Genomic DNA, 22,262 nt, shown 5'->3' on the forward strand with positions numbered 1-22,262 from the left:
ATAGAAATATGAAAAAGTTAGATAGATTTTTAGCAATTGCTTTATTGGTCCTGCCTTTGGTCTTTACTTCCTGTAGCGATTACCTGGACCGGGACGATGATGATAATATTACGGAAGCGGACGTTTTTGCCCGTTACGAAAAAGTGAACGGACTAGTCTCCGACGTATATGCGGCTGCAAAGAAAGCAGACCGTCCGTTGGTATTCTTCGAACACTTCAGCAACAGTGCCATTACGGACGAATGTGAAGGAACCAACGTAGAGGGAAACATAACGAATAACTTCAATAACGGCGCTTGGAACCCGAACTCTTTGCCCGGTAGTTTTGGACAATATTGGGAGGCTCTTTATGAAGGAATCCGTAAAGCGAATCTGATTATAGAAAATGTACAAAAATATAACACTCCTGATAATCCTCAGCAGGATGGTGATCTTCGTAACCGTATCGGTGAAATGTATTTCATGCGTGGTTATTTCCACATGTTGTTAATGCGTATGTATGGCGAAGCTCCTTATATTGATCGTGTGATTAATGCCGGAGATAATATGGACTTCAAGAAAGAGTCTGTTCATTCGATGGTCGAGAAGATTGTGACGGATGCGCAAACAGCTTATGGCATGGTTCCCAATAAATATGTGAAAACTTCTGAGAATTTCGGTCGTGTGGATAAGGGAGCCTGTCTGGGATTGATTTCTTTTGTTCGCTGGGTAGCAGCTACTCCGTTGTGGAATGGTGCTTCTCAATATGGATATAACCTGCGTCGTGTGTTCGAAGATGAGTATGCTTACGATGCTACTCGTTGGAGAAAAGCAAAAGAAGCGGCCAAAGCCGTTTTGGATTTCGAAGTCGGTGGCACCAAGCGTTATTCTCTCTATACGAAACATGACGCAAATGATTTCAAGGATCCGGCTGACGGTAATCTGAATGACAGCCGTGTATATGCTCGTTTGTGGGATATGTTTTATGATATGGATGCCTTTGCCAATGAGTATGTGTTCTTTATGACGAAGAGCAAGGATCAGGCATGGCAGGGAGATATTTATCCGCCTAGCCGTGAGGGAAGTTCGCGACAGCAACCGGTGCAGGAACAAGTGGATGAATATGAATATATCGTAGGTGATTATGGTTATCCGGTGTATTCGGCAGAAGCCCGTAAAGGTGGCTATGACGATGCTAATCCGTATGTGAAAGGTACTCGTGACCCGCGTTTCTATCGCGACGTAATTTATCACGGAGCTCCTTACCGTAATAATAAGAACGAGTCGAAAACGATCAATACCGCGAGTGGTTCCGATAAGATTGGTGCTACCAATGCAACTACTACTGGTTATTATTTACGTAAATTCCAACAGGAGTCATGGAACAAATCCGGTAATTTCAGTATCAATGCGCCCGCCATCTGGCGTCTTCCGGAGTTTATATATATTTATGCGGAGGCTTGTAATGAATTGGGAGAGGATATTGATGAAGCTTATAAATTGGTGAATACGGTTCGTGAACGTTCTTTTATGAAACCGATGCCGCCGGAAGTAAAAACGAATCAGCAGTTGATGCGTGAATACATTCAGCGCGAACGTCGCGTGGAACTCTTTTATGAGGGAAAACGTCCGTGGACTTGCCGTTTGTATTTGGAGCCGACAAGTAAGGAAGAACTGGCAAAGGAAAGCCTTTGGAAATCTAGTGGAAGCGACAACTCAAAACGTACACAGAAATACTGGGCTGCCAATAACGGTGCATTGCCTCGTTGCCAGCGAATGATTAACGGAATGCGTCCGGTACAGGATGAGAATGGAGCGATTACGGTTGACGGTGTGAAATATAGAATGGAGCGTTTCTGCGTGGAAGAACGTACTTTCTCTATTCAGCATTATCTGTTCCCCATTCGCCAGAGTGAGTTGCAGAAGACACCGACCATTGAACAAAATCCCGGATGGTAAACCGGTAGGAATGTATAACTTTAAAAAGAAAATCAGATGAAACGAATCTATACATATATGTGTCTGTTGCTTTTGTCGGTATTATCGTTTGCCGTTATAGGTTGTGATGACGATGATGATGACGATGTGGCTAAAGACTTGATAGAGTTGATTGTGAATAAACCGGTGATACGTATCGGGCAGAATGAGGAAGCCAAAGTGAATGTAGTGGTTGGAAACGGAAACTATACCGTGAGAAGTTTCAACACTGCCATTGCAACGGCTACTGTTTCCGGTGAATTGATAACTGTAAAAAGTGGCTCACAGAATGGAGCCACTACCATCGAAGTAATGGATGGAGAAGGAGTAGCTGCCAATATCTCTGTGAATGTAGGTGTATTTGAACTGGAAGTGAATGAGCCGGAGGTGATCTTGGAAGTTTCCGGTGAAAAGCAGTTGATTGTCAGCATGGGGAATTTTTCCAGCAATGATGAATTATCTTATGAGGTGGAGGACGAAACGGTTGTCAGCATGGTCAATACAGACCAGTTCCGTCCTTTCTATACTTTGACAGGCTTGAAGAACGGACATACAACAGTGACTTTTACAGACCATAAAGGAAAACAGGCAGTGGTTCAGGTGACGGTAAATCCGATTTCTATTGATGTCTCCAATCTGACACCGAGAGTGGGAGTCAACAATAAGATCATGATTACGGTAGAAAAAGGAAACGGAGGTTATAGTCTGACAGCAGAGAATGAAGAGATTGTAGCTATTCAGCAGGTGGATGACACTCGTTTCAATTTAATAGGTAAAAAAGCGGGTATCACTACCGTGTTTGTCAGAGACGAAGCGGAGCAGGAATTAAGTCTGACTGTAACGGTGGTACAGGCAGATAAAGTAGCGAACCTGGGTAGCGGTAATTACTTTAAAGTACCGTTTGAATATAATGGTACGGCAGATGAATCGCTAAAGAATTTGAGTACGATCACGTTTGAAGCCCGTTTCAACATTGAGTCGTTGAATGGAGATGACAATGGAAATGCCCGGATTAATACAGTGATGGGTATAGAGAAGAAATTCCTGCTGCGTGTCGATGTGCATAAAGGAGGAAGCAATAATGAGGAACGTTTCCTTCAGCTTGCTGCAGATGATAAAGGCAGTATCCGCTATGAAGGTTCTACCAAGATAGAAACTAATAAATGGTATGATGTGGCTGTGGTATTGGATAATAGTAAGAGCGGAAGTGAACGGATTGCATTGTATGTAAATGGTGCCAAAGAAACGCTTCAATTATCAAACGGTACGCCGGATGATTTGAAAGAGATCAATCTTACTTCTGATTTCTACATCGGACAGTCTGATGGTAAACGCCGGTTGAACGGAGCTATCAGTTATGCCCGTATTTGGACAAAAGCCTTATCGGAACAACAAATTTCCGAGCAGAGCGGCAAGTTGTTGAGTGAGGATAAGGATGGAATGGTAGCTAATTGGTTGTTCAATAATGGAAATGGCAATACTAAGACATTTGTGTCTTTGGTAGGAAAGAGTTTTGAAGCAGAGGCGGCAAATATCGTTTCAAGTTGGAAAGCAGATCCGATATTGGAATAAAAATAAAAAAAGCCATCCCCGGAATAGACGAAAGTAGGGATGGCTTTTTTTGTAGTGTGCTTACTATTGTTCAGCAGACTATGTCCTGCTTGTTGTTGGCAAGGTTATTCCTTGACAGGCACAGCCGGTTTGTCTTTAGATGCAGTGTCTGTGACAACTGTATCATTGACATTAGCGGCTAATGCAACCAGTGATGCCGTTGCAGGCTCGTCTTTTTTAGTTACAGTATCTTTTACTACTGTATCATTGACAACTGTCGCATTGACTTCTGTCGGGGCTGTCACAGCTTCTGCAGAACTCTGAGCCTTTACAAGGAATGAACCACCACAAACAAACATAAACATTGCTACTACTAATACTAATTTTTTCATAATCGTTTGCTTTAAAGATTATTAGACATATGTTTTCAATTCTCTACTTTTGTGTTAAGGAATTGGTTATTACTTTTTCGCTAACGTTTTATTAAAGATCAAAGCGCGTGCCAAAAAAATAGCGATATGCTAAGTGGTTGATAAATAAAGGTGTATGTGATTTCGAAAGGCGTAGGACTGTGTAGAACCGTATGTGGAATGTGTGGAAATAGTGGCGGGGAGTGTGGAATTATTCCACACTCCCCGCCACACTCCTTTTGTTTGGGTAATCTATTTTATTTCGTCCGGCCAGGGACAAGGATTGCCGGTAGCTTTGGAAGTAGGTCGTTGTGCATCTACTTTTCTTAGATAGTCTCCTAACTCTTTGGAAAGTTTTTTCACGATATCCGGATGTTGTGCACTAAGGTCGTTGCTTTCACCTATGTCATCAGGGATATTGAACAACTCTTTCTTGCCTGTTCCATAGTAATAAATCAATTTCCAGTCGCCGTTACGAACGGCACAATTGAAGTTGATTCCGGGACCGTCATTTCCCCAGTTGTTAGGCATATTCCAGAAAAGGCTCCGGCCTTTGGAGGGATTGCCTGTCTGTTTCAACAGAGGTATGAAGCTGATTCCATCTATTGGCTGGACTGTTTTGTATTTTTTGATTCCTGCCATTTCGAGGATAGTGGGGTAGAAGTCCTCTATCAGCAGGTAATTGTCGCATTTGCTTTCTGGAGCCACTACACCCGGCCAGCTGACAATCATCGGTTCGCGAATACCACCTTCATAGGTAGAGCCTTTGCCACTGTTCAAAGGGTAATTCTGTGTATGCAGTTTGCCGTCACGCCATTCAGATTCGGAGGCAAGCCCTCCGTTATCACTCATAAAAATGATAATCGTGTTATCAGCTTCCCCATTCTTTTCCAGCCAGTTCATTAAGTCACCAAGACTCTTGTCCATGCCTTCAATGAGCGTTGCATAAGCAGCTTCGTGGTCAGTCATCCCTTTCTTCTTGTATTTGTCATAGAAACGTTTATCTTTGTTCAGCGGGATATGGATGGCGTATTGAGCCATATACAGGTAGAAAGGCTGGTTGTATTTCTTTGCCTTATCCAATGCTTTAATAGCTTCCAAAGTCAGCGCTTCGGTTACAAAAGTTTCTGTACCCCAATATTTTTCAAGCCCGGGAACAGCCATCAATGAAACCGGTTTCCCTTCTTTGGTATGTCCGTAATTCTCTTCTCCAAGATAACTGGCAAGCCCTCCGGCGGCATGTCCGGCGATATTGACTTCAAATCCCCAATGATGTGGATCTTCTCCCGGCGTGTCTATGGCACCGAAGTGGGCTTTTCCGCAATGGATGGTATGATAACCGCTGTCTTTTAGGAGTTGTACGAAAGAGGTTCCGACAAAGGTGTTATTAGTGCCGGCTACTTGACTTACTCCGTTATAGTTCCAATCCGGAACATCCAGTAATTTGTCTTCGCGATCCGTCTTTGTATTCTTTTGTAGTGTCCAATTGGTTACCCGGTGGCGGGCTGCATTCGTTCCGGTGATAAGACTGCACCGGGAAGGAGAACTGATGCTGCTGGCATACGCTTGGGTAAACATCATTCCTTGCCGGGCGAGGCGTTCCATATTAGGTGTTTCATACAGTTCGTTGTAACGTGTCTTTTGCGTCCAGAATGGGAGGGAAGTGTCTTGCCATCCCATATCATCCACCATAAAGAGGATGATATTCGGACGTTTGTCTGTGCATTCACTTCGGAGACTGCCGTTGTTCTGTGCCTGCAAATAAGTTGCGGCCAGCGGCAAAAGTGTGAGAGGAAATAGAGCTTTCTTGTTCATGGGGGGAGTTTTTGGGTGTTATTTCTTTATTTCAATTATGCCTATCTTGTTGATGGGGATACTTCGTAATTACTGCTTTCCGTTAGAATCACCCCATACTATATTCAAAACATTCTGTACCATACAATTCATCAATCCCAGCTGCATACGATGGGCTTGATGTTCTAATGCGAGGTTACAGTACTTTGCCTGTCGAACGGCCTGCGTTCCGTCCATATAAAACGGGAGCGTGAAAGATTGGTTATCTATCTTTAAAAAGTCAAATCCATACTCTTTCATGGTGCGGATGGTTCTTTTCATGTTTCCGATTTTATTGGACGGAGTATGCACTGAAATTGATAATATCCGGTAATGCGGTAGATTCGAGTACAGTCAGTCTTAGTGCCGTTGCTTCTACCGGCTCAAACTTTTCAATCCGTTTGTGGCCTACGGATTCTCCTGTGCAGACGGTTTTCCATTTGCCGTTCACTTTCGCTTCTACTTTATATTGACGGATGCGTTCTCCATTTTTGATGTTTTCCTGGATGATGCAGTAGTTTACGGGTTGCTTTTTGCCAAACTTAAGGGGCAGGCTTTTCTTCTGTCCTGCGGTTTGTGCTATCGGTGAAGCGAACCGGCGATTGATTTCATCTCCCATTTCTTTGAGCCGTTGCACGTCTCCGGTGGGAAGTAACCCTGTGGGGTCGGGCGTAAGTCCAAGGATTAGCGTGGCGTTTCTTCCTACCGATTTTTCATATTTGTCCATTAGCACGTCCACCGGGTAAATATTGTTTTCGTCATCTGGTTCCCAAAACCATTCGTGACGTCCGTTAGCTCCTCTTAATGGAGTGTCTGCCATGGCGGGAACCCAATATTTGCCGTCCTTGCTTCCGTGTTTTAGCAACTCCAAAAGGTCTTTGTCTTGTTCCAAACGCTTATGGTGCGAGCAGGGAGCGGGAAAAGTAGACCAGCAAGGATAGCCCACAGTACCGGTTTCCGACCCTCCCCAGCGGAAGTCGGCACGGTCTATATTATGGTAAAACAAACAATTCGGTTGGTATTTGTTCACGATAGGTTCCACATCCGGACCGTCACCGCGCGGGTCATCGGCTCCACCGTCAAACCATATCATATAGAGATCGCCGTAGCGGGTGCACAGCTCGGTAACCATTCTCTCGCACAGGCGTTTATACCATGTCTGGCGGTTGACTGCGAATTCTCCTTCTCCTTCGGCTTTGAAATTGTGGATGCCTAGCAGAGCATTCCATCGTACACCGACATAAATGCCCGGTTGCACACCATATTTGCGGCAGGAGTTCACGAAGTCGCGTACAATATCTCCTTTGCCGTCCCGCCATTTCACGGCTTTCAGGCAATAAGGGTTGACATCACTTTGCCAAAGACAGAAGCCGGTTTCGTGACTGGTTGTCAGCACAGCGAATTTGCATCCGGCAGCTTTGGCGGCTTGCACCCATTGGTCGGTATTCAGTTTGGTAGGATTGAATATGTTGTAATCTTCGATGGGGTTAATGCGGTTGTTGTTTTGATCATAGCGGATGCCGTCGAACACATGCAGGTCGTAGTGGAAGACGGCTCCCAATTCCGCCTCATGCCATTTTAGTTGGTGAGGCTTGGGGACAGGGATGTTCTGCTGTTGTGCGAGACAGGTAACTGTGCAAAAGATAAAAAGAATAAAGTAATGTAGTTTCTTCATGGTCTTTAATTTATTTATTAGGGGGTCAGATAATTGGCAAATGAATCATGGGTATGGTGTAGCCATTTCTTGAGTTGTTCCCGGAACTGCCGGACTAACTTGGGGGAGTGTTCGGCTATATTGTTTATTTGATATGGGTCTTTTGTGCGGTCGAAAAGAACTGTTTCGTCTATAATACCATTTTGGGCATGTACTACAAAGGTATGGGTTGCTGTGCGTAGTCCGCGATAACCTGTGGCATGATTGTCGAACTGTACGAAATAATAAGGTTGTATGACCTCTCTTCTACTTTCGCCGAGGATTTCCCGGGATAAGTCGAATGTTTGTACCGTTTCGGGAATCTCTTTCCGGAATCCCATCATGGATAGGAGAGAAGGATATAAGTCGGCGAAAGCAATCATCAAATGTTCGTCTTTACGCGGCTGAATTTTTTCTGGCCAGGAAATAATCATGGGGATACGCATAGACTCTTCATAAAAAATATCTTTCCCTGCATGGTTGTGAGCACCCATACAGATGCCGTGGTCGGAAGTAAACACTATAATCGTATTCTTGAAGAGCCCGTTTCTTTTTAATTCGTCTACGATACGTCCTACGTTCTCGTCCACTCCTGTAACACATGCATAATAGTTACGTATGTTGTCTCTGAAATAGTCACCCATTTCAGTCCCTTTGGCAGGTATATCGGGGCGATTGGCACACAAAGCTTCTACATTCAAGTCCCTATACATGGCTTTATAGTTGTCGGGAACCAGTTCATAACCTGTATGTGGAGGATTCATTGAAACGACTAATGCGAAAGGCTGTTTATTCTCTTTTTGTGCCTGAATGTATTCGATGGCTTTATCTGCCTCATAGGCAGGTCCCCATTGGTTTACATAATAGAAACTATCGCGTGGGGCGGTAGTATCCCAATACATGGGCTTTAGATGGTAATCGTACGTCCCGTAGGCTATCCAATGATCGAAACCATGACGACGTTCGGGCGGACACCATTCGTTCCATGCTACTTTACCGCGGTTGTTGTAGGTGTCTACATAAGGTTTATGAGGAGAATCCAAGTGCCATTTGCCTATATATCCGGTCTGATAGTTCATATCTTTCAGTACGTCGCTCCAGCAGCGGGCTTCTTGAGGAAGTTCTACATCATAGGGGGCAGTTTGTGAATTACAATTGCCTACCACCTTATTGTGGAGCGGATACATACCTGTCATCAGCATGGCCCGTGCCGGTGATGAAACGGGATAACTGCTGATTGCATTGGTCAACAGGATTCCTTCGGAAGCAAGTTTATCCAGACAAGGGGTTTTTACAGGTTCTTTGCCCACACAACCTAATGCATCTCCCCGATATTGGTCGGCCATGATAAAGACTAGGTTAGGGGGGACCTGTGATGAAACTGGAAGAATCGGAGCAGCAAGTGCTGCTCCGATTATCCATGTCCGGTGATATATCATACTTGTTGTAATACTCATAATGGCAAAAATAGCTTTTTATTTCTAATGGATTATGATTTATATTGAATTGCTACTGATTTGCATAGAGATTGGAGCCTATCGGCCATCCCGGATTCTGATATACAACTGAAGTGGTTGGGTCTCCTCCTTTCACTGGTGTCGACATGCGGAAGATGTCATAAGAAATCGGGGTAAGATAGTTTGCTTCTTCAAAGTTATAGCCATTGTTGTTGATAATCAACTCGTTGAAGGCATATGGTCGCAGATATTTGCTATCATAGATTTTCAATCCCAGTTGCGTCTGATGTACATAATACTCCTCTTTCTTATATTCTTCCCAGTTGAATCCTTCCACTATATAATTCTTCATTTTATCTAGTGAACGCCAACGGAATAAATCGTCTTTGCGCATACCTTCAGCTATAAACTCACAACGGCGTTCACGTCGGATATTATAAAGCAGTCTGCTAACTTGTTCATTGCCCGACCATACAGCCAGGTCATTTTCTTTGTTCAGGTCAGTGTTGTCTATGGTCTTTTGATAATCATCTGATACTCCCGCGCGTTTTCTTAATGCTTTCCAGTATTTCTGGCTGTTTGCATCTATGGAAATTCCTCCGTTTTTCATACAATCGGCTTCCATATAGTTGAGGAATGCTTCTGAAGCACGGAAAATCATATAAGCCAATGGCGAATTATCATTCATAGTAACGTTGCTGTCTCTCCATCCTTTGCGTACCATATAACCGGTAGTGGAATGAGATACGCTTTCATATGAATTCAGCAAGTTGACATATCTCATGATACCTGTCTGGTCAAGGTTTGCTCCCCTCCATATGAGATCTCCCGGTTTGGAAGTTGATTGTACCAGACGCAGATCTCTGTTTTTCATCACATCTTCAATACTTGCGTCACCCTGATATTCTGTGTTGCCGGTTGCGTAAATAGGCAAACCGTTAGTGGTCAGGAATGTTTCCATTAATGAGCGTGTGTATCCTCCGTCTTTGCCGGCACAACCTTGGGCTTCTGTTTTTTCTCCGTAGTAGATACTATGATACGTACCCTCCACCTTGCTGTTGACTGTTGCATCTACGGCATACATACGCCATAACAATACTTCTTTATTGGATGATAAATCATATTGGTTGAACAAATTCATGTAGTCTTCAATTTTATCGGTGATATTGGGTAGAAATGCTTCTGCTATAGGTTTTGCTGCCTCCATTGCCTGTGTCAGGAAAAAGTCTGTTTCTGTGTCCAGATTACCATCAAATGTTCCTCCCGGCCATCCCGGACCACCCGGTACGCGGGCTGTTCCTTTGTGATAGGTCTCCCAACTGGCTTCATAAAGAGCAACACGGGACTTAAACAATAATGCGGATTCCTGATTCAACCGGTGGTTGGTTAATGCATTGCTACGGGGAAAAAGACGGCTGATAGCTTCATCCAGATCGCTAAGAATAAAACGTGCTACCTCATTACGTGGCTTACGTTTGTTTGCTTCCACATTGGCGGCATAGTCATCAGCGGTAAGTTCTTCCGTAATGATAGGGAAGTCTCCAAACTTTCTTAGGTATTCAAAGTAAATATAGGCACGGAAGAAATACATTTCGCCTATATATTGCTGTGTTTCATTGGTATTATTAAGTCTTCCGCTTTTCAGGTTCTCAAGAGCATAGTGCAGGAAGTGGTTACAATCCCGCAAATGTTCCTGCCGGTTATAGCTGCCATCTGTTGCTACTTTGATGCGCTGGGGCAAAAAGAGATCTTTCGGTGCGTCTGCTGCCTGATTATCACTCGTTTCGTCATCATTGAAAAGATTGACATCTTTATAATCGGGGAGCAAATCATATTTTTTATTGCAATATGCCTGCAATTGAATCGGTTCGGTGAAGAATCCTTCGTCCGTATTGTCTGTCAAGGGTTGCCTGTCGAGAAAGTCACTGCATGAACTCAAAGTGAATGAGGCAGCCATGAATGAAAAGAATATATATTTTAGTTTCATAATAATCTGTTTTTAAGGTTTATAATGTGATGTTGACACCGAAGGAGAGTGTATAGCTTAGTGGGTAACTCATACCATTCTGATATAATAGCTCCGGATCAAAATTCTTACTCATTTTACTTCCTGTCCAAAGATTGTCACCAGAAAAGAAGATCCGTATTTTTTGTAAACTGATTTTTTGTATCAGCGCTTTCGGTAAGGTATATCCGATTTGTAGATTCTTCAGGCGGATATAAGCGGCATTTTGCAGGTAACGAGTCTGTACTTGTTGATTTTGCTTGCTTCCGATGATGGGACGAGGGAAGTAAGCGTTTAGGTTTGTTCCCAGTTCGTCACCTTCCGGGCGGAAGAAATCATAATGTTCTTCGTATCCTGTAGAGTCCCATTGTCCTCCGTTGACTCCCCAGAAAATCATACCTTTTTCATATACAGATCTGTCATCTCCACCTACCCATATATCGCGTTTGGCCACTCCCTGGAACATCATGCTGATATCAAAACCTTTGTAATCTGCTCCCAATGTGATGCCAAAACGATAGCGCGGTGTACTGTTGCCGATAATGCAGAGGTCCTTCGGGTCGTTGGCGGAAGTCCCTTTTTCAATAGCAGCATTATCATCGAGATTCGCATACATGATGTCACCTGCTTTCCAGATGTTATTGCCAACATTGGGAAGTCTGCTTTGGTCATGGATAGCTATATAATCTTGTATTTCCTGATCGGTTTTTGCCATGCCTACTGTCTTGAATCCCCAGATTTCACCTAGTTTTTTTCCTTTCCAGTAACTTTCTATTGTATTACCATCAGAGTCTTTGGTATAGAATGTCTTGTCAGGGTTAGGATATTCTGTCACTTCAGTCTGCGCATCGGATAAGTTGAGAGATATGTGATAACCTACCTGACCGATTCTATCCTGCCAATTTATTTGTAATTCCCATCCTTTGGTTCGTAAAGATGTATTGTTCAGTTTCGGGGCTGACGCACCTACAATCGGAGAAATCTCTTCGGCAGGTCCTACCATGTCTTTTGTGTCGCGGACATAATATTCCGCATATCCGGTCAAACGGTTGTTGAAAGCTCCGAAGTCCAGACCGGCATTGTAACTGGTGACCCGTTCCCAAGTGAGCAATGAACTTACAAGTCCGGGAGTAGAAGCTATACTTGACTTGTTGGCCTGCTCAAGCAACCAACGGCCTCCGTCGTCTGCGCTACCTACTGTAATGTTCTGAATGGAATAGGTAGGGTAGAAGCTCTCTGTGTTCTGGTTTCCCAGACTACCATAAGAGAAACGGAGTTTCAAAAGATTTACTTGTTGTTGTATCGGTTCCCAAAATGCTTCGCGTGCAATATTCCAACCGACGGATACGGAAGGGAAAGTTCCCCAACGTTGATCTCCACGGAAACGGGAAGTCGCGTCACGACGGATATTTCCTTCAATCAGGTATCTGCCGTCGTAGTCATAGTTGACGCGTGCGAAATAACCCATTGTAGCCCATTCTCTTGTGAAGGCTTTCAGTACACTCGTTCCTGTTGCGGTATTGATACTGGGGACCAGTTCGTTGACTACGTCATAGCGTTTGCCTACCATGTTGTTGATGCGGTAATATTCCGAATTCATACCTGCGGTAGCTTTGAAATTATGCTTCATCCAAGAGTATTCATAGTCTGCGTAAAGAGCCGTAGTTACCATGGAAGTTTGTTCCGTTTCGCTTTGTGCAGATGTTCTTCCGGCGGCAAGATCGTCGTCACCACCCAGCCATTGTTCTTCAACCGGCTGATTGTCACGAGTGTATAGATATACTTTGTTAATGTTGTATTGATGTTGATAGCTTTCGGTACGCAGACTGGCTTGCCCGTGTATGCCTAATCCTTTGATGGGGGTTAAATGAAATCCTCCCTGGGTGAAGTAAGTATCTTTCGTTGAGTTGGAACGCCCTCCGGAAGTTAACTGCATTAACTTGGGGTTACGTGTATAGTGTCCGTTGTTGTCATATAATGGCATTGTAGGATATAACTTGGTTGTTTCTGCAAAGAAACGGTCGCCATAGAGATTGATAAACGTAGGCATTGCAATATCTTCACGGATAAATCGTGCATTGAAGTCAAGGTTTAACCATTGGGTTACCTGTCCGCTGACTTTTCCGCTGATATTAAAACGTTTCTTTTTCTCGTCAGAGTAGTTCATTTGTCCTTCTTGCGAAAGAAAAGCACCGGAGATATAATACTTGACCTTTTCACTTCCACCGGAAATACTTAAATTATGTTCTTGTCCGAAAGATGTTTTGTCTATGAAGTTTCGCGGCCAGTTTTGGTTATCATTAGACGCTCCATTGAAAGGGAAAAAATTACTCCCTTGAGAACCTTCCGGATCAGAGGTGTATGGATACTCGCCTGCCATGTATCGTTGGATACGATCAATAGTGTTGTCATCGAAAATAAATTTCTTGTTACCATCTCCAGTATTAAGTTGCGCTGCATTGAAATATCTGGCAAAACGATAGGAGTCAAGCATGTCGGGTATATTGGTCGGACGAGACCAACGGAAGTTATCTGAATATTGAATCGTTGTCTTTCCTGCTTCTCCGGATTTAGTAGTAATCAATATCACACCAAACGGAGCGCGAGATCCGTAGATAGAAGAGGAAGCTGCATCTTTTAATACGGAAATATTAGCAATATCCTGTGGATTAAGCGTGTTAATATCTCCTTCGGCACCGTCAATCAAAACAAGTGGTGAAGCACTGGAACCTGTTCCCAGGTTACCGACGCCACGGATGTTCATTGTCGGATTCTTATCCAGTCGTCCGCCTTTATCATTCACGTCAATGTTCAATCCCGGCATGACCCCTTGCAGGGCCTGTGATACGGAAGTAACCGGGCGGGATTCCAACGTTTTGGTATCTACAGTTGCTACTGCTCCGGTTAGGTTCACCTTTTTCTGTGTTCCGAATCCTACTACAACCACTTCATCCAATGTTTGCGTATCTTCGGTCAGCATGATTTTGAAAGTCGTTTGATTGCCGTCGAATGTCAGGCGTTGAGGCTGATATCCTATATAAGATATGATCAGCACATTTCCTTTAGCGACATTTTTGAGAGAGAAGTTACCATCTATATCTGTGATGGTTCCGTTGTTTGTGTTTTCCACTAATACACTGGCACCGATAATCGGCTCATTAAGCCTTTTGTCTGTAACGGTACCTTTGATGCTGACTTGCTGCGCATACACGAAACTGATACCTAGCAATAGCATGGTGAGTAATGATGTTAGTTTTCTCATTGCATTTTATTTAAAGTTATACATAAGGTTATTGTACTGCAAATGTACGCGAACAAAGTCTTTACGGATATGCATATTTCTTTCATTCAGTGTACATGTTTAATTCATGCGGCATTTCTTTATTCTTTTTTTTTGTATGTTTTGACTTTATTTCGTTTATTTGCCCTAAATTGATTAATATGACAAAACGCTTAAATCTAATCTTACTAGTTCTGATAATAAGCAGTATTCCTTTGGTTTCCGTTTATGCTTTTTTTGATAAGGATATTCGTTTGTTGACAATGCAGGATGGACTGGCAGACAATACCGTTTCTTGCATTTGTAAGGATGCGGATGGATTTATGTGGTTTGGTACGAATAATGGCTTAAGCCGTTATGATGGGAAGATGATTAAAAATTTCAGTCCGATGGAAATGTCTGTTTCGGTTGAAAAGATTGTGAAATTATCTGAAGACTATCTGGGTATTATTGCCGGAAACAAACTTTATTGTTTTAATAGAAAATCCGAATGTTTTACTCCTGTCATATCCGGAAAGGAGACGGATGGAGTCAGGCTCTGGGGATTGTTACCCTTGAATGAAACTTCTTTTTGGGCTATATTCGAAGATAAATTATTGTTGTATCAATGGAAAGAGCATAAAAATCAGTCAGGCGATGCAGACTTTATTTGTGCGAACCTTCAGAAGGACTTTAAGCTACTATCCGCAAAAGGAGAATTTTTTTCTGCTGTTTGCTTTGATGAAAATAGAGGGTTGTGTCTGGTTACCAATTTCAGTAACTTGCTGTTATTTCATCCGGATAGTGAGAAGTTGTGCCGGACGTTGATCCCATTAGATACAATAAAGTCTATTCAGATTACTTCTGTCATGTGTAAGGATGATATTGTATGGATTTCAACCATTGCCCGGGGGATTATTCGCTATCATTTGCGGACTCATCAGATTGACAGGATCTCGTATGACGGGACAACAGAGGGAAATCAGCTTTCCCATACGGATGTTTATCAAGTCATACCAATAGATAATAACCGTTATCTGGCGGTAACTTGGAGTGGCTATACTGTGTTGATACCGGATAAGGGATATCCACAGAAACTCACTACAGAAATTTATAATAATACAGCTTCACAAGTTCAGCAAAACTTGGAAACTCGTATGATTTCATCCTATTATGATCCGAATGGGGTGCTTTGGATTGGGACAAACGGTGGAGGAGTGATGTGTTCGGACTTGCGGTCACAGTTCTATAACCGTTTTTATCAGGATAGGCATAATGAGATTTGCAGTATAACGATGGACGACGACTGTTTTGTATGGCTGGCCACTTTTCATAAAGGTATTATGCGAAGTGATGAACCTTATGAATCAGGTAAGAGGCTACAGTTTTCTACTGTATATTCCGGTTCGGGAAATAGTAGTGAAACTGTGCTCTGTTCTTTGAAAGATGGACAGGGTAATTTATGGTTCGGGAATAGAAATGGGACATTTACCGTTTATGATGTTAAATCCCGCCGATTCATAACTTATACTTTGCTGGTGGATGGTATCATCTATACTTCGGATATTTGGGCTATCTATATAGATGCTGAAGGAGTTATTTGGGTGGGTACTGAAAAAGGACTTTTGCTCTTTGAACCTAAAAAAAGAATGTGCAAGCGTTTGCCGGTTGAACAGAAACTAGATAAAAAAGAAGCACTTGCCATACGTTCTATTGCTGTAACAAAAGACGGGGGTATCTGGCTGGGCACAAGCAATCAGGGAGTATGTAGGGTGTCTGTCTCTGCTTCCGGTGAAATATCAGCCAAGTCTGGCTATGAGCAGAAAGCAAATGTAAAGAATCATTCAGTGCGGTCATTGTTAGCTTCTACAGATGGAAATCTGTATGTAGGCTATATGGATGGTTTCGCAATTCTCTCTCCTCAACAGGATTCGATTCGTGAATTTTATACAACTGCTGACGGATTGTGCAGTAATTTTGTCGGTTGTATTACGGAAGATGCTAAAGGACATATATGGCTGGGCAGCAATTCGGGAATTTCCCGTTATAGCCGTCATCAGCACCTTTTCTATAATTATTATATTGCAGGTAGTAACCGTTCGGCTTTATTCAGTAACCATACGTTGTTCTTTGGGAATAATCAGAGTATGACTTACTTTCATCCGGATGATGTAGATGTGTATCCTGCAAATGAACGGGTATTGATAACGGGATTGGAAGTCGACAACCGTCCGGTGGAAATAGATAAGGAGATAAACGGTCAAATAATACTTCGGGAGGGAATCTCTTATACCAATCAAGTTATTTTGAATAATGATAATCGCGATTTTTCTTTGACTTTCAATAATCTGTCTCATTCCAATGAACAACAAAAGTATAACTACCGGCTTTTGCCCTATCAGGAGAATTGGCTGATATCTGATGATGGAGAAAAAGCCTCATATACTAACTTGCCGGAAGGGGACTATGTATTCGAGGTAAAGAATATATTTCCGGATGGACAGACGGGAGCAGTGACTTCCCTGAATATAAAGATACTTCCTCATTGGAGTCGCACAGTGGCTTTTCGGTTGTTTATTCTCTTTGTGGTGATTGGCATGATAGCTTATTTTGTGCGATTGTTAAGATTGAGACAACGGCGTCTGGAACATGAAATGCAGATGAAACATGAATTGCTGACTGTTGGTCTGGAGCGTGAGAAAGAACGGCAGATACGTATGGAACGTGAAAATTTCTTTACTGGTGCTGCCCACGAACTGCGTACTCCGCTAACTTTGATTCTTGCTCCGTTGCAGGAATTGATGAAACAAGCTAATCCGTTGGAACCTTTTTATAAGAAATTGCAGATAATGCATAAGAATGCTACTTCCTTGCATACTTTAGTAGATCATTTACTTTATGTGCAAAAAATAGGGGCAGGAATGGTTAAACTCCAATTGTCCGAGACCGACTTGGCTCGGGTGATAAAGAGTGTGTCGGAACCATTCCGGCAAATGTCGGAGATCAAGGATTTGCGCTTTGAGGTTAATCTGCCTGAAGGAAAACTGTTGTATTGGGTAGATGAACCCAAAATTACTTCGGCCGTGCAAAATCTTCTTTCGAATGCATTTAAGTATACATCTTCGGGTGGTAGTGTCCTGCTCTCTGTCTCCCATACAATGAAAGATGGACAAGGATATTGCCGGATTGCTGTTTCGGATACAGGGGCAGGGATTCCGAAGGATTTGCAGAAACATGTTTTCGAATCGTTCATAACAGGAGAAAATATACCGGAAATATCAACAAAGATAGGGATTGGATTATACATTGTGAAGAATACGATGGATTTGCATCATGGCAAAGTGACATTGGAGAGCAAAACGGGTGAAGGGAGTACGTTTGTTTTATATATTCCTGATGGCAAGGAGCATTTTGCAAAAGATGATTATGAACTGGTTGACTGTCAGCAAATGAGTACGAAACCGAATGAAGAGTTGAAGTCGGAACTATTTCTTTCTGCATCAGAAAATAGCCAAGAAACAACATCCAAAAAAAGCTTGTTGGTTATTGAGGATAATGAAGAAGTCCGTGAATATATCCGGAGTTTGTTTGTTTCTAAGTATTTAGTATATGAAGCCGGCAACGGTGAAGAAGGGGTGCGTATGGCAAAAGAACAATTGCCCGACCTCATTATCTCGGATGTGATGATGCCTGTAAAAGACGGCTTTACTTGTTGTCGGGAGATTCGTGCACAACAGGAAACGGCGCATCTTCCGATTTTGATGTTGACTGCAAAATCGGAAGATGCTGATATCTTGCATGGTTCTTATAGTGGAGCGGATGATTATATGCTGAAACCTTTCAATCCGGAGATTCTTCTTGCCAAAGTGGATAACCTGATTTTACAACGAGAACGGTTGAGACGGATTTATACAAAGGCCTTGATGCTGAAACAAGAATCGGAAGAGGGAGGGAAAGAAGATACTTTCCTGCAACAGCTTATTCATGTTATAGAGGTTAATCTTTCCAATGAAGATTTTAATGTGAAGATGTTGGCGGAACAATTAAATATGAGCCAGCCTACGTTGTATCGGAAAGTGAAGCAGCGTAGTGATTTGTCGGTCATAGATATGATCCGCAGTATACGTATAAGCAAAGCGGCGTCATTAATTCTGGAAAACCGCTATTCTATTCAGGAGATTTCGGAAATGGTCGGATATTCTGATACTCGCACTCTTCGCAAACATTTCACGGAACATTTTGGAGTATCTCCTTCTAAATATATGGGAGAAATATAGAAAGGTAGCCAATTATTAGCAGGTTATTACGCAATCATTCTAATCAACCTGTAACAAGAATAAAGAAAGAACTAGTCAAATAGTATCAGGGAAGTACAATCTAAAGTGTTCTCACTGTGATGAGAAAAAATACTCATTATAGTGAGAACTTTTTCTCATGCCTATGAGAGTTTTTTCTCATAGGCATGAGAATGCTTGAGAAATATAAGATTGTAAATTGCTACAAATCAATATTATATAATTTCAATTTATTATATAATGTCTTCCGGTCAATATTCAGTAACTGTGCAGCTTTGCTCTTATTATTTCCGGTTTGGCGCAATGCTTCCAGAATATGTTCTTTTTCGGTATCTTCATTGCGTAATGCTATGCTTGTGACACTGGATACGGGAGTTTCCAAAAGTTCGGTCCCAAGTTCAAGGAGAGTGATGAAACTGCCTTGTGCCAATAAGGTCGCTCTTTTCACGATATTCTTCATTTGGCGTAAGTTACCTGGCCAATGATAGTTCAGTAAAGCCTGTGATGCTTTTGCATCAAAGCCTATCAGATGCTTGTCCAGCTCCTTATTTGCCTGATCAAGAAAGAAATTTGCAAAGAGCAGGATGTCCTCTTCCCGCTCTTTTAGGTCAGGCATTTTCAACGTAAATTCATTAATACGGTGATAAAGATCTTCACGGAAAGTTCCTTTTTCGATAGCTTGTTCCAGATTTTCATTTGTTGCAGATACCAGACGGATGTCTACTGATATTTCCTGCATGGAGCCTACCGGACGTATCTTTCTCTCTTGCAGGGCACGGAGCAGTTGTATTTGTACTTCGTAACTAAGATTCCCGATTTCATCCAAGAAGATAGTTCCGCCGTTGGCAGCAACGAAAGCCCCCGTCTTATCTGTCAAGGCTCCTGTGAACGAACCTTTTACATGACCGAAAAATTCGGAGGCCGCCAGTTCTTTGGGGATAGAGCCACAATCTACGGCAATAAACGGCTTGTCATTCCGTTTGCTAAGTTGGTGGATGCGGTGTGCCACATATTCTTTTCCTGTTCCGCTGGAACCGTTGATAAGTACGGACATATTGGTAGGAGCTACCAGACCTACATAGTTGTAAAGTTGTTTGGCTGCATCACTTTCACCTTCCAGATAGGCATGATGATTTTCTGTTGAATCTTTAGATGAAATGGAGGTGCTTTTTTTAGAAGAAGATTTGGCGGTATTATGAGTCACCGGAACCTTTCCGACCTGTAAGGATTCTGCGATTTTCTTCAGCAACTCTTCCGGATTCACAGGTTTGGCGATATAATCACGTGCTCCCAGTTTCATTGCTTGCACAGCCGATTGTATATCTGCATAACCGGTCATGATAATTAAAGGAATATCAATGCCTTGTTCGTTCATCCATTTCAGTAGATCAATGCCCTCGTGGTCGGGGAGTCTCAAGTCTGATAAAATGAGGTCGACGCTTTGGCTTTCAATATGTTTTCGGGCGCGGGCAATATTACTCACTGATGATACTTCAAAGCCCTTTTTGCCTAACCAGGTTTTTAGCATCATTCCAAAAGTGATATCATCTTCAACGATCAATATGGAGCTCATCATGTCAGGTTTTGATTCTTTTAAGTCACAAAGGTAAGAGGATTTAGGCGAAAATGGTATATTTGCAAACTTAAATTAAATAAAAGCGTTATGAAAAAGATTTTATTGATCATATTAACCATATCGTTTTGCGGACTTACTGCCTGCAAAACCGGAACAAAAAAAGGAGGAGACATGGATAAAGAAACGTTGGTAAAGATTGAAACCACTTTAGGAGACATCGAGGTAAAGCTCTATAATGAGACACCGAAGCATCGCGATAATTTTATCAAACTGGTGAAAGACGGAGTTTATGAAGGTACGTTGTTTCATCGCGTTATCAAAGATTTTATGATTCAGGCAGGTGACCCGGACTCAAAAAATGCGCCGAAAGGAAAAATGTTGGGTACCGGAGATGTAGGTTATACTGTTCCCGCTGAATTTGTATATCCTAAATATTTCCATAAGAAAGGTGCCCTGTCCGCTGCTCGTCAGGGAGATAATGTGAACCCGAAGAAAGAATCTTCCGGTTGCCAGTTTTATATCGTGACGGGTAAGGTGTTCAATGATTCTACCTTGCTGGGTATGGAAAGCCAGATGAATGAGAATAAGATTAATGTTATTTTCAATACGCTGGCACAGAAACACATGAAAGAAATCTATAAGATGCGGAAAGAAAATGACGAGAACGGTCTTTATGATTTGCAGGAAAAACTGTTTGCACAGGCACAGGAAATGGCTGCCAAAGAACCGGAATTTCATTTCACTCCGGAACAGATTGAAGCCTATACAACGGTGGGAGGAACTCCGCATCTGGATGGCGAATATACCGTATTCGGCGAAGTCGTGAAAGGTATGGATATTGTGGATAAAATCCAGCAGGTGAAAACCGACCGTAGCGACCGTCCCGAAGAAGATGTAAAAATAACAAAGGTGACAATACTTGACTGAAATATATGAAAATCAACAGGCATATTCTTGATAATGGGTTACGTTTGGTACATTCGCAGGACGAAAGTACGCAGATGGTTGCCCTTAATATATTATATAATGTGGGAGCCCGTGACGAAGATCCCGAACATACCGGTTTTGCCCATTTGTTCGAACATCTGATGTTCGGAGGATCGGTGAATATTCCCGATTATGATATGCCGCTTCAACTGGCGGGTGGAGAGAATAATGCCTGGACGAATAATGATATAACCAATTACTACCTCACTGTACCTCGTCAGAACGTAGAAATCGGCTTTTGGCTGGAATCCGACCGGATGCTGAGTCTTGATTTTAGTGAACGGAGTCTGGAGGTACAGCGGGGAGTAGTAATGGAAGAATTCAAACAGCGTTGTTTGAATCAGCCCTATGGAGATGTAGGGCATCTTTTGCGTCCTCTGGCTTATCAGACGCATCCTTATCAATGGCCTACTATCGGAAAAGAGTTGTCGCATATAGCCAATGCTACGCTGGAAGAAGTGGAGGCATTCTTTTTCCGTTTTTATGCTCCCAATAATGCTATATTGGCTGTGACCGGCAATATCTCTTTCGAAGAAGCGGTTGCTTTGACGGAAAAATGGTTTGCCTCTATTCCTCGTCGGGAAGTTCCTCAACGGAACCTGCCACAGGAACAGGAGCAGACGGAAGAACGTCGACTGACAGTTGAGAGAAATGTTCCTCTCGATTCCCTGTTTATGGCTTACCATATGCCCGATCATCATCATCCGGATTATTATGCGTTTGATATTCTGTCGGATGTGTTGAGCAACGGGCGTTCCAGCCGTTTGAGCCAGCGTTTGGTACAGCAGAAACAATTATTCTCAAGTATAGATGCCTATATTTCCGGCAGTGTAGATGCGGGGTTATTCCATATTAGTGGCAAACCTTCGGCAGGTGTCACCCTGGAACAGGCGGAAGCGGCAGTACGGGAAGAACTGGATTTGTTGCAACAAGAATTGGTTGACGAACAGGAACTGGAAAAGGTGAAGAATAAATTTGAGTCTACCCAGATATTCGGCAACATCAATTATTTGAATGTGGCAACCAACCTGGCTTGGTACGAATTGCTTGGCCGGGCGGAAGACATGGAAAAAGAGGTTGATCGTTATCGATCTGTCACAGCCGAACAATTGCGGGCAGTGGCTCAATCTGCTTTCCGTAAGGAGAACGGAGTAATACTTTATTATAAGAAACAACAAAATTAAATTCTCCCTTTTATAATCTACCAGTGAAAGGGAAAAGTCCCTTTGCCTGAAAATGGA

Annotated in this window: 12 protein-coding genes and 1 pseudogene; 5 read left to right on the plus strand and 8 right to left on the minus strand. The window is 42.7% G+C overall.

Annotated elements, in window-relative coordinates; genetic code table 11:
• The first annotated feature begins 8 nt into the window (after positions 1 to 8).
• Together AB3G73_RS20705 and AB3G73_RS20710 are read left to right on the plus strand one after the other, a co-directional pair.
• Positions 9 to 1,937, plus strand: a complete 1,929-nt coding sequence (locus tag AB3G73_RS20705) for a RagB/SusD family nutrient uptake outer membrane protein (RefSeq protein ID WP_367745549.1) — start codon at positions 9 to 11, stop codon at positions 1,935 to 1,937.
• Between the two features lie 36 nt (positions 1,938 to 1,973).
• On the plus strand, positions 1,974 to 3,527 hold the full coding sequence (locus AB3G73_RS20710; protein ID WP_195649258.1) for a LamG domain-containing protein: 1,554 nt from the start codon (positions 1,974 to 1,976) through the stop codon (positions 3,525 to 3,527).
• Between the two features lie 104 nt (positions 3,528 to 3,631).
• On the opposite strand, the gene AB3G73_RS20715 is transcribed toward AB3G73_RS20710, so the two are convergent.
• From AB3G73_RS20715 to AB3G73_RS20745, 7 genes and pseudogenes are all read right to left on the minus strand, one after another.
• Positions 3,632 to 3,898, minus strand: coding sequence for a hypothetical protein (locus AB3G73_RS20715; protein ID WP_167511699.1), 267 nt, complete (start codon positions 3,896 to 3,898; stop codon positions 3,632 to 3,634).
• A gap of 270 nt (positions 3,899 to 4,168) precedes the next feature.
• Positions 4,169 to 5,731, minus strand: a complete 1,563-nt coding sequence (locus AB3G73_RS20720) for a sulfatase (RefSeq protein ID WP_322019859.1) — start codon at positions 5,729 to 5,731, stop codon at positions 4,169 to 4,171.
• Positions 5,732 to 5,833: 102 nt separating this feature from the next.
• Positions 5,834 to 6,019: pseudogene (locus tag AB3G73_RS20725) on the minus strand (hypothetical protein); the annotation flags it as partial.
• A gap of 22 nt (positions 6,020 to 6,041) precedes the next feature.
• Positions 6,042 to 7,424 (minus strand): alpha-L-fucosidase, encoded by a 1,383-nt coding sequence (locus AB3G73_RS20730; RefSeq protein ID WP_367745550.1) that lies wholly within the window; start codon positions 7,422 to 7,424, stop codon positions 6,042 to 6,044.
• 17 nt (positions 7,425 to 7,441) lie between these two features.
• Positions 7,442 to 8,899, minus strand: a complete 1,458-nt coding sequence (locus AB3G73_RS20735) for a sulfatase (protein ID WP_234133845.1) — start codon at positions 8,897 to 8,899, stop codon at positions 7,442 to 7,444.
• Between the two features lie 52 nt (positions 8,900 to 8,951).
• A complete protein-coding gene (locus AB3G73_RS20740) occupies positions 8,952 to 10,886 on the minus strand; it encodes a RagB/SusD family nutrient uptake outer membrane protein (protein WP_195649256.1) in 1,935 nt (644 codons plus the stop codon).
• Positions 10,887 to 10,905: 19 nt separating this feature from the next.
• Positions 10,906 to 14,166 carry a SusC/RagA family TonB-linked outer membrane protein gene (locus tag AB3G73_RS20745; RefSeq protein ID WP_367745551.1) on the minus strand — a complete coding sequence of 1,087 codons (3,261 nt, stop codon included), beginning with the start codon at positions 14,164 to 14,166 and terminating at the stop codon, positions 10,906 to 10,908.
• Between the two features lie 179 nt (positions 14,167 to 14,345).
• Here AB3G73_RS20745 and AB3G73_RS20750 point away from each other — a divergent pair, with 179 nt between their 5' ends.
• The gene (locus AB3G73_RS20750; protein ID WP_367745552.1) at positions 14,346 to 18,440 is read left to right on the plus strand and encodes a two-component regulator propeller domain-containing protein; all 4,095 of its coding nucleotides are present in this window, start codon (positions 14,346 to 14,348) and stop codon (positions 18,438 to 18,440) included.
• A gap of 220 nt (positions 18,441 to 18,660) precedes the next feature.
• Here AB3G73_RS20750 and AB3G73_RS20755 read toward each other — a convergent pair whose 3' ends face one another.
• Complete coding sequence (locus AB3G73_RS20755) at positions 18,661 to 20,034, minus strand: sigma-54 dependent transcriptional regulator (RefSeq protein WP_148363881.1); 1,374 nt, start codon at positions 20,032 to 20,034, stop codon at positions 18,661 to 18,663.
• Between the two features lie 87 nt (positions 20,035 to 20,121).
• Here AB3G73_RS20755 and AB3G73_RS20760 point away from each other — a divergent pair, with 87 nt between their 5' ends.
• On the plus strand, positions 20,122 to 20,961 hold the full coding sequence (locus AB3G73_RS20760) for a peptidylprolyl isomerase (protein WP_148363880.1): 840 nt from the start codon (positions 20,122 to 20,124) through the stop codon (positions 20,959 to 20,961).
• A gap of 5 nt (positions 20,962 to 20,966) precedes the next feature.
• Positions 20,967 to 22,205 carry a pitrilysin family protein gene (locus AB3G73_RS20765; RefSeq protein WP_320974572.1) on the plus strand — a complete coding sequence of 413 codons (1,239 nt, stop codon included), beginning with the start codon at positions 20,967 to 20,969 and terminating at the stop codon, positions 22,203 to 22,205.
• Positions 22,206 to 22,262 lie beyond the last annotated feature (57 nt).

Source organism: Bacteroides sp. L008 (assembly GCF_040812255.1).
In the GTDB taxonomy this organism is placed as follows: Bacteria; Bacteroidota; Bacteroidia; order Bacteroidales; family Bacteroidaceae; genus Bacteroides; species Bacteroides vicugnae.

What these genes read in the sequence shown, in the direction of transcription:
- AB3G73_RS20705 (WP_367745549.1), top strand. Translation starts at nt 9, where the DNA reads ATGAAAAAGTTAGATAGATTTTTAGCAATTGCTTTATTGGTCCTGCCT.
- AB3G73_RS20710 (WP_195649258.1), top strand. Translation starts at nt 1,974, where the DNA reads ATGAAACGAATCTATACATATATGTGTCTGTTGCTTTTGTCGGTATTA.
- AB3G73_RS20715 (WP_167511699.1), bottom strand. Translation starts at nt 3,898, where the DNA reads ATGAAAAAATTAGTATTAGTAGTAGCAATGTTTATGTTTGTTTGTGGT.
- AB3G73_RS20720 (WP_322019859.1), bottom strand. Translation starts at nt 5,731, where the DNA reads ATGAACAAGAAAGCTCTATTTCCTCTCACACTTTTGCCGCTGGCCGCA.
- AB3G73_RS20730 (WP_367745550.1), bottom strand. Translation starts at nt 7,424, where the DNA reads ATGAAGAAACTACATTACTTTATTCTTTTTATCTTTTGCACAGTTACC.
- AB3G73_RS20735 (WP_234133845.1), bottom strand. Translation starts at nt 8,899, where the DNA reads ATGAGTATTACAACAAGTATGATATATCACCGGACATGGATAATCGGA.
- AB3G73_RS20740 (WP_195649256.1), bottom strand. Translation starts at nt 10,886, where the DNA reads ATGAAACTAAAATATATATTCTTTTCATTCATGGCTGCCTCATTCACT.
- AB3G73_RS20745 (WP_367745551.1), bottom strand. Translation starts at nt 14,166, where the DNA reads ATGAGAAAACTAACATCATTACTCACCATGCTATTGCTAGGTATCAGT.
- AB3G73_RS20750 (WP_367745552.1), top strand. Translation starts at nt 14,346, where the DNA reads ATGACAAAACGCTTAAATCTAATCTTACTAGTTCTGATAATAAGCAGT.
- AB3G73_RS20755 (WP_148363881.1), bottom strand. Translation starts at nt 20,034, where the DNA reads ATGATGAGCTCCATATTGATCGTTGAAGATGATATCACTTTTGGAATG.
- AB3G73_RS20760 (WP_148363880.1), top strand. Translation starts at nt 20,122, where the DNA reads ATGAAAAAGATTTTATTGATCATATTAACCATATCGTTTTGCGGACTT.
- AB3G73_RS20765 (WP_320974572.1), top strand. Translation starts at nt 20,967, where the DNA reads ATGAAAATCAACAGGCATATTCTTGATAATGGGTTACGTTTGGTACAT.